10 protein-coding genes are annotated in these 15,955 nt (G+C 54.0%); 5 read left to right on the top strand and 5 right to left on the bottom strand.

Going from position 1 to position 15,955, the window contains the following annotated elements; translation table 11 throughout:
- Positions 1-120: 120 nt before the first annotated feature.
- Positions 121-627, bottom strand: a complete 507-nt coding sequence (locus ACWAU4_RS14115) for a DUF2062 domain-containing protein (RefSeq protein WP_025011025.1) — start codon at positions 625-627, stop codon at positions 121-123.
- 29 nt (positions 628-656) lie between these two features.
- On the opposite strand from ACWAU4_RS14115, the gene ACWAU4_RS14110 reads away from it, so the two are divergent.
- The 5 genes from ACWAU4_RS14110 (at position 657) to ACWAU4_RS14090 (ending at position 7,097) form a co-directional block, all read left to right on the top strand.
- Positions 657-3,056, top strand: a complete 2,400-nt coding sequence (locus tag ACWAU4_RS14110) for a DNA internalization-related competence protein ComEC/Rec2 (RefSeq protein ID WP_311044945.1) — start codon at positions 657-659, stop codon at positions 3,054-3,056.
- 33 nt (positions 3,057-3,089) lie between these two features.
- Positions 3,090-4,889, top strand: a complete 1,800-nt coding sequence (msbA, locus tag ACWAU4_RS14105) for a lipid A export permease/ATP-binding protein MsbA (RefSeq protein ID WP_107005363.1) — start codon at positions 3,090-3,092, stop codon at positions 4,887-4,889.
- Entirely contained in the window at positions 4,890-5,918 is a 1,029-nt protein-coding gene (lpxK, locus tag ACWAU4_RS14100; protein ID WP_167715351.1) for a tetraacyldisaccharide 4'-kinase, read from the top strand.
- Positions 5,908-6,087, top strand: coding sequence for a Trm112 family protein (locus ACWAU4_RS14095; protein WP_025011023.1), 180 nt, complete (start codon positions 5,908-5,910; stop codon positions 6,085-6,087). Before lpxK ends, ACWAU4_RS14095 begins: the two co-directional genes overlap by 11 nt.
- Positions 6,088-6,371: 284 nt before the next feature.
- Positions 6,372-7,097 (top strand): BUD32 family EKC/KEOPS complex subunit, encoded by a 726-nt coding sequence (locus ACWAU4_RS14090; protein WP_025888719.1) that lies wholly within the window; start codon positions 6,372-6,374, stop codon positions 7,095-7,097.
- Positions 7,098-7,137: 40 nt separating this feature from the next.
- On the opposite strand, the gene ACWAU4_RS14085 is transcribed toward ACWAU4_RS14090, so the two are convergent.
- The 4 genes from ACWAU4_RS14085 to ACWAU4_RS14070 form a co-directional block, all read right to left on the bottom strand.
- A complete protein-coding gene (locus ACWAU4_RS14085) occupies positions 7,138-8,022 on the bottom strand; it encodes an MBL fold metallo-hydrolase (RefSeq protein WP_167715352.1) in 885 nt (294 codons plus the stop codon).
- A 110-nt stretch (positions 8,023-8,132) separates the two neighbouring features.
- Positions 8,133-11,204: an efflux RND transporter permease subunit gene (locus ACWAU4_RS14080; protein WP_454290302.1), complete on the bottom strand. Its 3,072-nt coding sequence runs from the start codon at positions 11,202-11,204 to the stop codon at positions 8,133-8,135.
- Entirely contained in the window at positions 11,201-14,449 is a 3,249-nt protein-coding gene (locus ACWAU4_RS14075; protein WP_167715356.1) for an efflux RND transporter permease subunit, read from the bottom strand. The genes ACWAU4_RS14080 and ACWAU4_RS14075 overlap by 4 nt, the downstream gene beginning before the upstream one ends.
- Positions 14,450-14,470: 21 nt before the next feature.
- Positions 14,471-15,526 (bottom strand): efflux RND transporter periplasmic adaptor subunit, encoded by a 1,056-nt coding sequence (locus tag ACWAU4_RS14070; protein ID WP_045282719.1) that lies wholly within the window; start codon positions 15,524-15,526, stop codon positions 14,471-14,473.
- Positions 15,527-15,955 lie beyond the last annotated feature (429 nt).

The raw sequence follows: 15,955 nt of genomic DNA, 5'->3' as shown, positions 1-15,955 counted from the left end.
GCCATCGCCGGGTTCTTGGTTTTGGTTGGCTGAACATGCTTTGGGTTGCCAAGTTTGGTCAGCGCTAAGACTAGGTATCCCTGAATTGTGCCGCTCCAGTGATGTTACTGCCAGCAGCAATTACTTGCGTCGTTTTTGCCACTGCAGATAGATGGAGTACTGCCAGGCACTCTTGATCACAAAATATCCCGTCAGGGCGCTGACCACACCCAACACCAAGCAGCCGAGCAGGAAAGGTGGGCCTATGGTACTGATGGAGGATTCTATCCAGGCCCAACTGGCTTCGAAGGTAAACTGCTGCGGCGGGTGATTGAGCAGCTTGGCGCCTATTAAGTAGGCCAGGTAAAACATGGGCGGCATAGTCACAGGGTTGGTAATCCAAACCAAGGCGACCGACACCGGCAGATTGACGTGGAAGTAGATTGCCAGCGCGGCGGCCAACACCATTTGGAACGGCATCGGCATCCAGGCAACAAACAGGCCTATGGCGAAGGCGCCGGGGGCAGAGCGGCGATTCAGTGCCCAGAGGTTGGGTTTGTTCAGCAGACTGCCGAAGATCTTGAGGTGTTTATGATTCCTCAGTTTCTCCGGATCGGGCATGAATCTCTGAATGATCTTTTTTGGCATAGGCTTGGATTGCTGTCTTAAATTACTCAATGATGAATCAATGCTTATCGGGCTTTTGCATCGCTGTACTCTCGGCCATGCTTTGGCCTTGGATACCGCCCTTATTCTCATTGCCAATTATTGCAGTGCTGCTGGTCTTGTGCCTCAGAGTCTTGAGCGGGAGCTGGGTTCCCAAGGGAAGTGCTTTGCTCTATGGTGCTTTGGGCGGCGTGCTGTGGGTCAGTGTTTACTGTCAGTTAGTTATTGATATTAAAAGCCTTACTGACTCATCATCCAGCTCTGAAACGTCTGTTACTCAGACACTGCGGGGCGAAATCATATCACTAGTTTCTGCAAACGGCGACTGGATCCGTATGGATATTCGGCCAATTGATGATAATTCTCCAACCCTGTTGGCACCCCTGGCCTCCATGTGGCGTTTGAGCTGGCAGGGGGATGCATTGCCGTCACCGCAATTGGGTGAGGTGTGGCAGTTTGAAGTCAAACCCAGAACCTTCGCCGCCGTGCTTAATCAGGGCGGCTTCAATCGTCAGCGCTATCTGCTCGGCGAGCGAATAGCTGCCAGAGGCCAGGTGATATCAGGTGAGCGGCTGTTGCCATCAACTGGGCTCAGGGCCCGATTGGTCACAGAGTTAACTCCAATATTGGCCGAAATCGATGGCGGCGATCTGCTGCTGGCGCTGACCTTGGGTGAGCGGTCACTCTTTTCCAAGGCGCGCTGGCAAGAGCTGCGCCAGTCCGGCAATGCCCACCTGGTGGCGATTTCTGGGTTGCATCTTTCGGTGGTCGCTTTCTGGTGTTATCTGCTGAGTTTTGGAGCGCTCAAACGTTGGGCACCCACCTATGGGCGGCGCAATTTGGTGTTGGCATCTTTGGCGGCGTTGCTGATGGCACTCTTTTATGCCTATCTGGCGGGCTTTGCCATTGCCACCCAAAGAGCCTTGCTGATGCTGTTTTTGCTGGTGCTCTCTTCATTAATGATGCGCTATGCCTCGGCCTGGGATCGGCTGCTGTGGGCGCTGGCCTGTGTGCTCTTGATTGACCCCTTGGCCAGTCTCAGCGGCGGCTTTTGGTTGTCATTCTCGGCACTGGCGTTAATTTTGCTGAGCCTTAACCATCAAGTTCATAATCCTAACGCTCTGGAGCAGGAGCAAGTGCTGACCCACTGGCCTGCCAAGCTCAAGCGCTGGGCCTTGGCATTTTGGGCGATACAGTGGCGCCTTTGTCTGGGGCTGTCGTTACTGCAGGCGGTACTCTTTGGCGCCGTGACAGTTCACAGCCTGTGGCTCAACTTGCTGCTGGTGCCTTGGTTCAGTTTACTGGTGATCCCTCTGGCGCTACTGGCACTGCTGCTGTGGTCGATTTTTTCCGCTCTCGGCATGGATGCAGTGGCACTCATGCCTTGGCAATTGGCGTCTCTCAGTCTCTGGCCGGTGCAAAAATTATGGCAGTTCAATAGTCAGCTTCCCGGCGGCTGGCTCATGTTGCCGCAGGCTCTCAGCGCCGCGGCGCTGTTGCTGTTTCCGGCATGGCTTTGTTGGCGTTTACTGCCCAAGGGGCGGGGAGTGGCCATGCTGCTGATATTGCCCTTTGTACTGCAGCTCGGGCTATGGCTTGGACTGCTCAAATCCAAGGGCTGGCAGTTACATATGTTGGATGTGGGGCAGGGGCTGGCTGTGGTGGTACAAAAGGGGCCTAATGCATTGCTCTATGATACAGGTGCGGCTTTTGGCGAGCGTTTCAGCTACGCAGAGCGGGTGATAGTGCCTTTCCTTGGCGCCAAAGGCGTGACCAAGCTCGATTTCCTTATTGTCAGCCATGGCGATAATGACCACGCCGGTGGTACCCAAGTGCTGATGCAGGCCTTTGACCAGGCAGGGTTGATAACCGATGTCCCTGAGCTCAAGAGCAGTCATCCAAAGCGTTGGCACAGGGGCTGCCGTCCGGGGATGTTCGAGTGGCAAGGGATAGAGCTGAACTTTCTCGGCCCCGAGCAGGCAGAGCCAGGCAACAACGGTTCCTGCGTGCTGCAACTCTTCGATGGACATCATAGGGTGCTGCTGCCGGGGGACATAGAGCTGGCCGCCGAGGTTGCCTTATTGCACAAAAAAGGCTCACTTGAGAGCGATATTTTACTGGCGCCCCATCATGGCAGCCGCACTTCATCTCACCCTGAGTTTATCGGTGCTGTGGCGCCGAAATGGGTGTTGTTTGCTGCCGGATATGGCAATCGTTGGGGGTTTCCCAAAGAGGAGATACGTTTGAGATATCACGCCTTTGGGGCCCAAGCCTTGATTTCCGGCGAGCTGGGGCAGGTGAGTATCCACTTTGATAGCCAAGGTTATACAGTGCACAGTTACCGCGAGGATCTGGCGCCATTTTGGTATAACCGCTTGTTTGGGTTTGGTATGGCAGGGAATCCAGAGTAGAATGGCGACTTTGTCATAAATATAGTTTCGCTGATGAGCACATCTCAACAACGTGAAGTCTGGACGGTTTTCAGACGTTTGCTGTCCTACCTCAAGCCTCTCAAAGGGGTATTTATCATCTCGATTCTGGCGTTGATCACCTATGGGGTTGTGGACGCTACTTTTATCGCTTTTGTGAAACCTTTTATTGATGAAGGGTTTGCCAATAATTCGGTCGTTGCCGGCGTGGAGCTGGGCACCTCCAAAGGGTTTAATGCCAGCTCGGATGTGTTGACCATGGCCCCCTTCGTGGTAGTGGGGCTGTTCAGTCTTAGGGGATTGGCCAACTTTGTCTCTACCTATGGCATCTCTTATATCAGTGCCAAGCTTATTCAGGATATGCGTCAGCAGGTGTTTGAACACATACTGTCGCTGCCTGTCAGCTATATGGACAAGGAAAACACGGGTTCCTTGATCTCCAAAGTAACCTTTGACACAGAGCAAATTGCCAGAGCCTCCGGCAGCGCGCTGATCACTCTGGTGAGAGACAGTGTCACTGTCATCGGCATGCTGGGGTTGATGTTCTATTACTCCTGGAAGCTGTCGCTTTGCATTCTGATCATTGGTCCTTTCATCGGGGTGGTGATTGCCGTTGTCAGTCGCCGCTTCCGTAAGGTATCGCGGCAGATCCAGGGCGCCATGGGGTCAGTGACTGCAGTGACTGAGCAGATGATCAAGGGCCACAAGAACGTGTTGTCTTTCGGCGGTCAGAAGACTGAGGCTGAGCGTTTTGCCAAAGTTAACGATCAAAACCGCTATCAGAACATGAAGTTGGCAGCGGCCCAGGCCATCAGCCAACCGCTTATTATGATCATAGGTTCCTTTGCATTGGCCTTTGTACTCTATGCTGCCAGCTTTGACAGCCTGAAGGATGAACTGACCGCGGGTACCTTTGCCACTATCCTGGGTGCCATGCTCGCCATGCTGCAGCCCATCAAGAACCTCACCCGGGTTAACGCCGAGTTTCAACGCGGTATTGCTGCCTGTACCACAGTGTTTGAGTTGCTGGATACTCCGGGGGAGTCCGATAGCGGCACTCACACAGTAGAGCGGGTTGAGGGTAATCTGCGTTTCGATAACGTCAGCTTTGGTTATCCGGGGCAGGAGCGTCTGGCGCTTGAGAATATCGACTTTGAAGTGCATCAGGGGCAGACTCTGGCGCTGGTGGGTCGCTCAGGCTCGGGTAAGTCGACCATCGCCAGTCTGGTGACCCGTTTTTACACAGGGCTGAAACAGGGGGAGATCACCCTGGATGATGTCAGTATTTACGACTATTCACTCAAGTGTCTGCGTAGCCAGGTCGCTTTGGTGTCGCAACAGGTCACTCTTTTCAACGACACCATAGCCAATAATATCGCCTATGCCTATCCAGGTGAGGCGACTCGCGAACAGATAGAAAACGCCGCCAAATTGGCCTATGCGATGGAGTTTATCGAAACCTTGCCCCAAGGACTGGATACCGAGATAGGTGAAAACGGCGTGATGTTGTCCGGAGGTCAACGCCAGCGGATCGCCATTGCCAGAGCCATCCTCAGGGATGCCCCTGTGTTGATCCTCGATGAAGCGACCTCGGCACTGGATACCGAATCAGAGAAGGCGATTCAAAAGGGGCTGGATAACCTGCGCCGCAATCGTACCTCGATAGTTATTGCCCACAGGCTGTCGACCATTGAAAGTGCCGATCAGATTTTGGTGGTCGATCAGGGCAAGATCCTCGAGCGCGGCACGCATCAGAGCTTGCTGGAAAAGGATGGGACGTACGCCAAGTTGTACCAGATGCAATTCGGAGGTTAAGTGGAAGCTCTGCTTAACCGTATCTGGTATCAGAAGCATTGGGCAAGGTGGTTGCTTTGGCCGCTTTCCTGGTTGTTTGCCTTGCTCAGTGGCCTGAGACGCCTGGGGTTTAAACTTGGACTCAAGGCCTCGCAAGCTTTGCCCGTACCCGTGATCATTGTCGGCAACATTACCGTCGGCGGCAGTGGCAAGACGCCTACCGTTATCTATCTGATTGAGTTGCTCAGGCACTATGGTTACCACCCCGGGGTAATAAGCCGTGGTTATGGCAGTGGTCAAACCGAGCCGAGACTTGTGCCCCAAGGCGCCAATCCAACGGATTTTGGTGATGAGCCGGCGATGATAGTGGCCCGCACTCAAGTGCCTATGGCTGTGGGAGTAGATCGTATAGCCACCGCCGAGTTGCTGCTGGCGTCCGCTGAGGTGGATATTATTATCAGCGATGATGGTTTGCAGCATTATCGACTGGCGCGGGATATTGAAGTGGTGGTGCTCGATGCCAGCCGCCGCTTGGGTAATGGCATGTTATTGCCAGCAGGTCCCTTGAGAGAGGGTGAATGGCGCTTGGAGAGTGCCGATTTCGTTATTCACAACGGCGCAGCCAGCGATACCGTCAGAGAGTTTGGTATGCAGCTCATTCCCGGTGCAGTACTGAGTGTCGCAGGGGAAAACCAGACTCAGGCCCCCACAGCGCCTATGGCGGTAAAAGCCATGGCCGGTATCGGTAATCCGGAACGTTTTTTTGAAACTCTCTCTCAGATGGGGTTCAAGCTCGAAGCCCAAGAGGTCTTTGCCGATCATCAGGCCTACAGTCTGAAGGCCTTGACGCCGCTTGGTGATGAACTGCCGCTGCTGATGACAGAAAAAGATGCGATCAAGTGTCGCGAATTTGCAAAACAACACTGGTGGTATTTGGCCGTCAATGCCAAGCTATCACCCCAATTCGATGCCCAATTGCTGACTCGGGTGCGAGAGGCAATGGCAAGCAAACAAAAGGCAAACCAAAAAGGACAGTCTGATGGCGTTTGATAAGAAACTATTGGAAATCGTAGCCTGCCCCATATGTAAAGGCAGACTGGAGTATGACAAGCAGGCACAGCAACTCATCTGTAAGGCAGATAGGCTGGCTTATCCTATCAATGATGGGATCCCTGTGCTGCTGGCTGACAAGGCCGAGCCTTGGCAGGAAAAGCAATAACAGCCCCTGTCCGATCCCCCCAATCCGCAACAGCGGATTGGGGTCTACATTTCTACTTCCCTCCCTGGCATCGTCTCCCTCTTTTGTATTAGTTGTTGTGTTTGGAAATTGTTAATTTCATTCATCAATTGTTTTTATCATTAAGCCTCTGTGGTATTAGTCTCTGAAAATGCGTTAAATAGCAGGGTTTTAGCCTAAGTGAATTTGCTTTAATCGCCATTCCCTAAGATACTAATAAGAATTTTCTGTGAACCACCACCAATTCTTGGAAGGGAGTCCTGTCCATGGAGCAACCTAAATTCAATCAATATGTTCTGCGGGTGCTGGAAGCTCATCCCGGGGAGCGTATTTGCTCGTTTGAATATGAGGGTAAAAAATACTGGCTCAAACAGGCAGAGACTCTTCAGGGGGCCATGCGGGTGTTGAAACCCAATCCTCAACTGGCGCTGGAAAAAGAGAAACAGACTCTGGAACATCTGGCCAGCCGCTCAGCTCCTGTGCCGCGCATTGTTCAGGCCGATAAGGGTTACTTTGTCGTGGAAGATGCCGGTGTGACAGTCAAAGACTGGTTGGCACTCAAATCCCAGGATCAGCAAGGCATGCAGCAGATCCTCAATGACAGCGCCGCTGCTCTGGCGGGTTTGCACAGTATGGGCTTGGCCCACGGCCGTCCGGCACTAAGGGATATCAGTTGGCAACAGGGACAGGTGACCTTTATCGACTTTGAAGCCAATCAAAAGGGTAAAGACATGCTGATGCAGCAGATAAGGGATCTGCTGGTGTACATTCACAGCTTATACCGCTACATGGGGCCGGCCAACGAGGCGATTGCCCAAGCGATAGCCAGTTATCGCCAAGCCGGTGGTGAAGCTATCTGGCATGAGACCAGAAGTTTCCTGGTCAGTTGGCAGTGGCTCTATCTGTTGCTGAGGCCGTTTCGCGATATAGGCGGCCGTGATCTCAAGCCCATCTATTGGGTGTTGTGGCATTTTCGCAATATTCCTGCCTGAACTTTGCCGAGTCAATAAACGCCTACAACTGAGAGGGCAGTTATTCCTGGGTTAATCCCTGATACAGGGTCTTGACCCAGCGCTCCTTGGGGATGAACTGCCAGCCCCATTCCCGCCATGCTTGTGGCAGTTCCATTGCCTGCATTTGCTCGAGAGTCATGCCGCGCTGCTTGCCCTCTTTCATCCAATTGATGCAGTCATCCAGCATATGTTTGAACCTCAGGAGATCGGCCTTGTTGGCCAGTTCACCATGACCTGGGATAACCAAGGTATCCTGATCTATGAGTTCAAGCACGGCTGCTACATTGTCTCTGTAGCCGATGACTGAGCCGCCGTGGTCGAGATCGATAAAGGGAAACCTGTCTTTAAAGAAGAGATCGCCCATATGCACCAGTTTGCGATCCTGCCATAGCACCAGGGTGTCACCATCCGTATGCCCTGGGCCCAGATGAATAAGTTCCAACACCTGGTTGTTGAAGTGAATTTTCAGTCCCTTGTCATAGGTGATAACCGGTAGCGCCTTCTTTGGGATTGCTTTCTCATTCAACCGCTTGAGCACATTCTCGTGGGCAAGAATGTTGGCGTTTTGGCCAAAGTACAGATTGCCCCCGGTATGATCGCCATGAAAATGGGTATTGATGACAAAAGCCGGGTGGCCCGGCTTGAGACCCTGTAATGCCGCAGAAATCTTCTCTGCCAGCGGCGCAAACTGGTCGTCTATGATGAGCAGTCCATCCTCCCCGGCACTGACACCTATGTTGCCGCCGGCGCCGGTCAACATGTAGCGACCTGGCAGCAGTTCATGAGTGGTTATCTTGACCTTGGCATAGGGATTCTCGGCATAGGAATTATTTTCCGCCGCGGCAGCCAAGCTGACAAGTGTAAACAGCACGAGTGATGTAAAGCGTTTAAGCAAACCTGGCATGAGAGCTCCAAATAGTTGAGTGCTGGGATAAAGCTAGTTCGCTATTGATGTCCGGGCAATAAAAAAGCTGCAATGGCAGCTTTTTTATCTGTTCAGCGGTGTTTTTGGGCTCAGGTCCAGGGCAGCAGGCGCTGACTGAGTTTGAGCGATTGCCCGAGCCTGATGGCCGCATTATGACGCAGGCGGAAGAAGGCCTGGTAACACAGGGGCACCAAATAGAGACTGGTCAGGGTGGAGAAACTCAAGCCGCCTATGATGGCAATCGCCATAGGTGAGTATGGCGGGCCACCGCCGCCTATCTGAGTGTCTCCCAGCGCCAGCGGAAGCAGGCCCAGCACTGTGGTCCCAACCGTCATCAATACCGGCCGTAAACGGGTGACACAGACAGAGGCGATGACCTCGGACAACTGCTCCAGTGGCGGCGTCATCTGATTGATTTGATCCACCAGCACTATGCCGTTGTTGACCACTATCCCCATCAGGATCAGTATGCCTATCATGGCCATCACGGACATAGGCGTGCCGCTCAGCCACAGGGCCCAGAATACCCCTGTGATGGAGAAGAGTATGCTGGTAATGATGGCGCTCGGCAGCAGCAGCGACTCAAACAAAGCCGCCATCACTATATAGATCATGGCAATCGCCAACACCATGTTGATCAGCATGACTGACTCTTCCTCGTCCTGACGTTGAAAGCCGCCTCTGAGTGAGTAGTCATAACCATGGGGGAAGTTGACATGCTTGAGCGCCGCCATGATCTGTTTCTGCGCCTCTTCCATACTGAGATCTTCAAGGTTAGCGCCTATGGATAGTGCCGTCTGGCGATCATAGTGACGAATGACATCGAATCTGGGGACAATTTCCACCTTGGCCAGACTCTCGAGCGAATAGACCTTGTTGTCCTGTCGCACTATGGGCAATTGTTTTAGCCGCTCCAGCGACTGACGCCAGTCGCGTTCAAAGGCCAGTTCGATTCTGAGCTCACCACTGGGATCGTGGCGAAATGAACGCAGCGCCGCGCCCCGCAGTGCCAAGGAGATACTGCCGGCAATATCCTTGATGCTCAGTCCCAGGCGGGCGGCCAGCTCTCTGTCTATCTGTACTATCACCTCCTGCTGGGCACCGTTGAGCTCTGAGCGCACATCATGCAGGCCCTCTATGTTGGAGAGCAAAGGGATCACCTGTTCACTGAGGCGAATCAGCTCTGAGGTGGATCGCCCGGTCAGTGTGACTCTGACGCCGGACTCATCGCTGCCCCAGCCAAACTGAGGCTTGGCAATGGAGAACTTGGGAAATCCTTCGCGGATCCGCTTTTTCAGCTCGGCGACATCTTCCTCCAGATCCGGCTTCAGCAGTATGGTGGAAGAGGCATCCTCGGGAGAGTAATAGCTGTAGACGGCATCTATGTGGAACTCTTCCTTATGGGCATAGAGGTAGTCTTCCATCTGGCTGACCATGGCCTCGGTGACCGCCAGGCTGTGACGTCCTTCCAACTGGTAGTTGATGTAGAAGCGCTCCTTGCTTTGGCTGTCCTGACTGTCCTGTTTCACCAACGACAGCGGCAGGGCGGTTGACAGTAACATCAGCAGTGCCAGGCAAGTAGCGGTTTTCGGGTGCTGCAGTATCCAGTTGAGACTGGTGTGGTAAGACTTCTGCAGCCGCGATTCTTTCTCGACCCGCTCAAACCTGAGTTGCAGTTTTGACAGCATCAAGGGGATCAGTGTCTTGGCCACCAACAGCGAGGCTGCCAGCGAAATGCAGATGGCGATGGCAACATGTTCGAGGAAGATAGTCAGCTCCACTTTAACCCCGAAAATATTCGGCAGGAACACTATCGCCGTGGTCAGGGTGCCGGCCAGCACCGCCAGCGCCACCTTGTCGACCCCGTTGAGGATTGCCCGATCGCCAGTGTTGTTGGGGCTGTCATCAGTATTGTTATCGACAGCGCCATGTTGCTGCTCCTGCAACACACTCTCTGTGACCACCACGGCATTATCAATCAGCATACCTATCGCCAGCAACAGCCCCATCATAGAGAGGATATTGAGGCTGTAGCCGAGAAAGTACATGCCGGCCAATGTCATACAGATGGAGATGGGCACGGAAGAAACCACCACCAGGGTCATGCGCAGGTTACGCAGGAACAGGTACAGCACGGCAAAGGAGAGCAGGGCGCCCAGCAGGCCGGACATCAACAAGTCCTTGAGCGACGATTTCACTCCATGGGCCTGATCTTCCATGATAAACAGCTTGATCCCCTGAAATTGCTTATCCTCTCTTGCGGCCTCAATCACTTTAAGCACCCTGGTCGAAACCTCCACCAGATTGGCACCGGATTCCTTGAACACATCCAGGCCGACGGCATATTTCTTATCCAGATGGCGGCCCTCGGTGGCTTCAGGCAGGGCGAAATTGACTTCGCTGATATCGCCCAGGGTCAAACCCGGCAGTAATACCAGCGCCTTGATCTCTTCGAGATTACGGAACTCGCCCTTGGGAGACACCTGATAGACCCGGCCGTTGTCCCTCAGGTTGCCGCCGCTTATCACAAAGTTTTCTGCCGCCAGACGCTTGTGAATGGCGGGAACACTCATGCCACTGGCAGCCAGGCGCTGGGCATCGAGACGTATCTCTATCTGTTTTTGCTCCACGCCATAGAGGGTGACCTTGGAGACGCCTTCCACCCGCTCCAGTGGCCGTTTGAGCTGTTTTTCCAGCAGATCGAAGGCGCCGGAGAGTTCCCGCTCACTGGAGATCCTGATATTCAGCATAGGCATGTCGGCGGTGGAGAACTGCATGATAAACACCCGCTCCACGTCGGTTGGCAGCAGATGGCGCACCGCATCCACCTTCTCCCGCGCCTCCAGGCTGCGGGCGGCGACGTTTTCACCCCACTTCATTCTCACTTCTATCTCGCTGCCATCCTGGCTGGAACGTGAGCGCAGCTCATCGAGTCCCCCCATGGTGGCGAGTGACTCTTCCAGGACATTGGTGATGTCGCGTTCCACTTCCGCCGGAGAGGAGCCTTTGTAAGGCACCTGGATAAAGATTCGCGGTATCTCTATCCCGGGGAACATCTCCAGCGGCAGCAAGCGGCTGGCGGCCAGACCAAAGAGCAGAATGGCCACAAAGAACGTGCTGGTGGTCACCGGGCGCTTGAGCGCCAGTTTGGTCAGGTTCATGCGCCTTCTCCCATGGTGGCCGGCTCGGCGTACTGTTTGCGGTCGAACAGGGCATAGAGCACAGGAATAACCACCAGAGTCAGCAGAGTCGACAGGCTGAGGCCGAAAATGACAGTGATCGCCATGGGGGCACGCACTTCACTGCCGTCCCCTAAGCCTATTGCCATGGGCAGCAGCCCCAGATTAGTGGTCAGTGTGGTCATCAGTATGGGTCTTAAACGCGATGCTGCCGCTTGCTTGATGGCGTCGAGACGTTGTTTGCCGCTTTGCCTGAGCTGATTGATCCTGTCTACCAATACTATGGCGTTATTGACCACTATCCCGGCCAGCATGATAAGGCCGATAAAGACGATGACAGACAACTGGGTGCCGGTTATTGCCAGGCCGTAGATACTGCCGCTCAGTGCCATAGGTACAGCCATCAGGATAAGCAAGGGGTGCAGCAATGACTCAAACTGACTGGCCATCACCAGATAAACCAGGAATACCGCCAAGATCAGCGCTATCTTCAACGACTGGAACGAATGCTCCATCTCTTCATTCTGACCGCCGAATCGGCTCTGCACCGAGGCGGGCAGCGTCAGTTGGCTGAGAATACGCTTGGCACTGGCCACCGCCTGATTGAGATCGCCATAGGCCAGATTGGCCGACACTATGGCTACCCGCTGCTGGCTGATGCGATTGATTGCCGAAGGTCCCAGAGTCAACGAGACATCGGCCACGGCGCTCAAGGGGATGGGCTGCGGGCTGGATGGGTTGATCAGCATGGCATCGATATCGCTTATCTGATTGCGTTCATCCAACTCGCTGCGCACTAGAATATCTATCTTGCGCTCCCTGAGAGTGTATTTGCTGGCTACGGTACCGCCAACCCGCTGGGCTATGCTGGTGGCCACGGTTGGTGCATCCAGGCCAAGGGCGGCCATTCTGGCGTGATCAAAACGGATACTCAGCTCCGGCTGACCGTCACGCAGGCTGCTGCTGACATCGACAAAGCGGGGATCGCCCTCCAGCGCCTTAACCAGTGAAGCGGCCGAGGTTTTCAACTGTTCCAGTTCATAGCCGGACAACTCTATCTCCAGCGGAGTCTTGAAGCTGAACAGCTCGGGATATTGGATCTGCGCTTCCAGCTCGGGAATAGTGCGCAAAGTGCTGCGCAGTTTGGCGGCAACTTGGTCAAACGCGCGGTGATCGGCCAGCACCACCTGCAGACGCCCCCAGTTTTCACCGCCGCGCCGGGTATCCGAGGTCATAAGACCGCCGCTGCCGGCCTGGCTGTATGCGTGTTTCACTTCCTCTCTGTCTTTGATAGCCAGCGCCAGACGCTGCAATACGGCATCGGTTTGGCTCACCTCACTGCCGGGAGGCAGCAGGATTTCCACATAGAATTCGCCTTGATTCATCGGTGGGATCAGCTCCATTCCCAGGCGGCTCATCAAGACGCCAGAGATGGCGGTGACCGCAATGGCCAGCGCCAGAGTGATGCCACGGAACTTGAGCGCCAGGTTCAGCAGCGGCCGATAGCCATCGGCCAGCCAGCCGTAGCAAAGGTTAAACAGTCTGGACAGCGGCTTCATCACCAGGGATACCAGCCACACCAGCAGCCGGGTGACGATTAATACCAGCGTCAGCAGCAATCTTGGCAGATAGCTGAGCAGCAACAGGAAAGGGAAGGTAAACACAGTGGCGCTGTAATGCTTGAGCTTGCCAAGCTTACCCGCCGGAGGTTGCGGTTTGTCCCGCTTGACCAGTTCCGGCAACATTGTGAAGCCTTCGCGGGAAGCCAGCATAGGAATTGAGGTGAGGGCAACCAGCAAAGAGGCCAGCAGGGCGAAAGTAACGGTCAGGGCCTGATCGGCAAACAGGGCTCCGGCAATGCCGTCGACAAATACCAAGGGCACAAATACCGCCAGCGTGGTCAGGGTAGAGGCAAAAATCGCCCCGGCCACCTCTTTGGTTCCTGTGATGGCGGCCTGACGGCGATCCATCCCCTGAGCCTTGCACCTGTCGATGTTTTCCAGCACCACGATGGCGTTATCCACCAACAGCCCCACCGCCAGCGCGATACCGCCGAGCGACATGATGTTAAGACTGATATTGGCAAAATACATCATGTTAAAGGTGGCTATCACAGAGAAGGGGATAGAGATGGAGATGATCAGGGTAGGGATGATGTCTCGAAGGAACAGGTAGATCATCAGCATCGCGAGCAGACTGCCGATAAGGGCTGATGAAGTCACTTCACTGACGGCGCTTTCGATAAACTCCGACTGATCGTAAATTATCTCGGGCACTGGCGTGGCGCTGTCTTTGGCCTCAGAGCGCATCTGTTGCAACTGGCTCTTAAGCTTATTGGCTACGGCTACTGTATTGGCATCGCCCTCCTTATAGATGGCGAGCTCAATGGACTCCTTGCCGCCGATGCGAGTAATATCGCTGCGCTCTTTAAAGGCATCCGTCACCTCGGCTATCTCGCCAAGACGTACCAGGGTATTGCCCTTTTGATAGACAATCACATTGGCCAGCTCATCGAGGGAGTGGAACTGGTTAACGGTGCGCACCAGATATTCGCGGTCGCCCTGGATCACCTTACCGGCAGAAAGGTTGACGTTTTCTTCACTGATACGGTTGCGAATGGCTTCGCTGCTGAGATCCAGCTGCGCCAGTTTCTCTTGATTGAGCAGAATATGCACTTCCTGCTCCAGCCCGCCGGAAAGGCGCACGGCAGCGACTCCGGAAAGCGACTCGAGATCCCGCTTAAGCTCCTCTTCGGCATAAGTCCGCAGCCGCTTGAGCTCGGCTTCTGTGGCCTTGGGGGCCGGCAGTGCCAGGCGCATGATGGGATCGAGATTGGGGTTAAAGCGCAGCAACAAAGGCTTTTTCACATCCAGTGGCAGCTCTATGGTGTCGAGCTTTTCCCGCACATCGAGACTGGCCATATCCATCTCTGTGCCCCATTCAAATTCGAGCACCACATCGGACATACCGGAGCGGGAAATCGAACTTATCTGCCTCAGCCCTTTAACAATACCGACCGCTTCCTCGATAGGTTTGGAGATAAGCTGCTCCACCTCCACGGGTGCAGCTCCCTCGTATAGGGTACGTATGGTGAGTGTGGGGTAGCTCAAGTCAGGCAACAGCTTTACCGCCAGACGGGAGAAACCCACCATGCCGAACAGGATAACGGCCAGCATAAACATCCAGACGGTCACCGGACGCTTGACCGAAGTGGTAATAATAGACATAAGAGGTGGTCCTTGTGACAGTTAGTTGGCCTTGGCCAGATCCAGCGGAGCTATCACTTCCACCAATGATTGATCCTTGAGATTGTGTTGACCGCGAACCACCACCTGTTCACCCGGACTTATGCCCTCGGTGATTTCCACTTTATCGTCCTGGCGGTAACCCAGTTTGACCTCGCGGCGCTGCGCCTTGCCCTCTTCGATCACATAGAGCGCCTTGCGATCATCCTGATTGATGACGGCGTTATAGGGCACCACTATCACATTATCGTGGGTGTCGTATCTGAGTTCGACCCGGGTAAACATCCCGGCCTTGAGACTGGCATCCTGATTGGGGATCGAAAGAGTTACCTTGAAAGTACCGCTGGTAGCTTCCACCACAGGGCTTATTCTGAGTACCTTGGCCGCCACTTGCTGCTGGCGGGAACTGATGACTTCGGCTTCCTGGCCTATGCGCAAACTGCTCAGTTGCTGCTCCGGCAGATTGACTATGCCGTAGAGCTCATCCTGATTGACCAGGTAGAACAGCTCTTCAAACTCCTTGGCCATATTGCCCTGTTTGACAAAACGTTTGGCGACGACGCCATCTATGGGAGAGCGGATTTGGCTTTCTTCCACCTGCAGTTTGGCCAAGTCCCGACGCGCCTTGGCGGCTTGCAGGTTGAATTCCAGTTTGGCCATGGCATCGGCACTGACAAACTCACGGTTATTCATTTTCTTCAGCCGGTTGAGCTCCTGCTCGATGATTTGCACCTCGGCTTCGGCCTTATCCAGTTCATAACGTTGGCGACGGGAGTCTATCACCGCCAGCAACTGCCCCTTGGTGACTCTGTCACCTTCCTCGACTTGCAGAGCCTCTATCAACCCGGCAATACGGCTGACCACATGAGCTTCTTGTGGCGCTTCCAGTGTGGCTGTGGTGGCGTAGAAGGAGGAAACCTGGCCTTGAGTGACTATGCTGGTCTCGACCGGAATGGCAAAGGCTTGTTGTTCTTCTTCCTGCTGCTGTTCGCTGCAGCCGCTGGCCAAAGACCCAAGCAGCAAAACAGTGCTCAGGGTGTAGGTGAGGTTACGCTTCATGTGAAAGTCCTTATCTTGATCTTTGTTGCGATAAAGCAAAACCAATGCCAATTTTTAATTTCCTTTTAAAACAATGACTAATGATATTTTGGTGTCTACCTTATTGAGGTGTTTGATGCCGATGTAGCAAAAAAGTTTATTTTGTGATGATTTTTACCAATGTTGCTCAGTATAGCGTCTGCGCAAGCGGCTGAGTTGAGGCCTGGGAAGTGACCGCACTGCGCTGAGCTGATGGTGTAATACAGTTCACGGCAAGCGAGGGAATCACTCATTCGCTAAAGGCGGCGCTATTGAGGCTTGGTAACATGAAGCGGGCACTAAGGGTTGGTGACATTAAGAGTTAGTGGCATTAAGAGTTGTACTGGATGCGGCTTTAGCGGGTGAACCGGCTTTTGAGAGGTGAGACAACAGCAAGTGAGCTTAAGATAT

This window comes from Shewanella sp. FeAMO, from assembly GCF_053653955.1.
The sequence above is the reverse complement of the archived record's forward strand: the minus strand, read 5'-3'. Positions and strand labels throughout refer to the sequence as shown.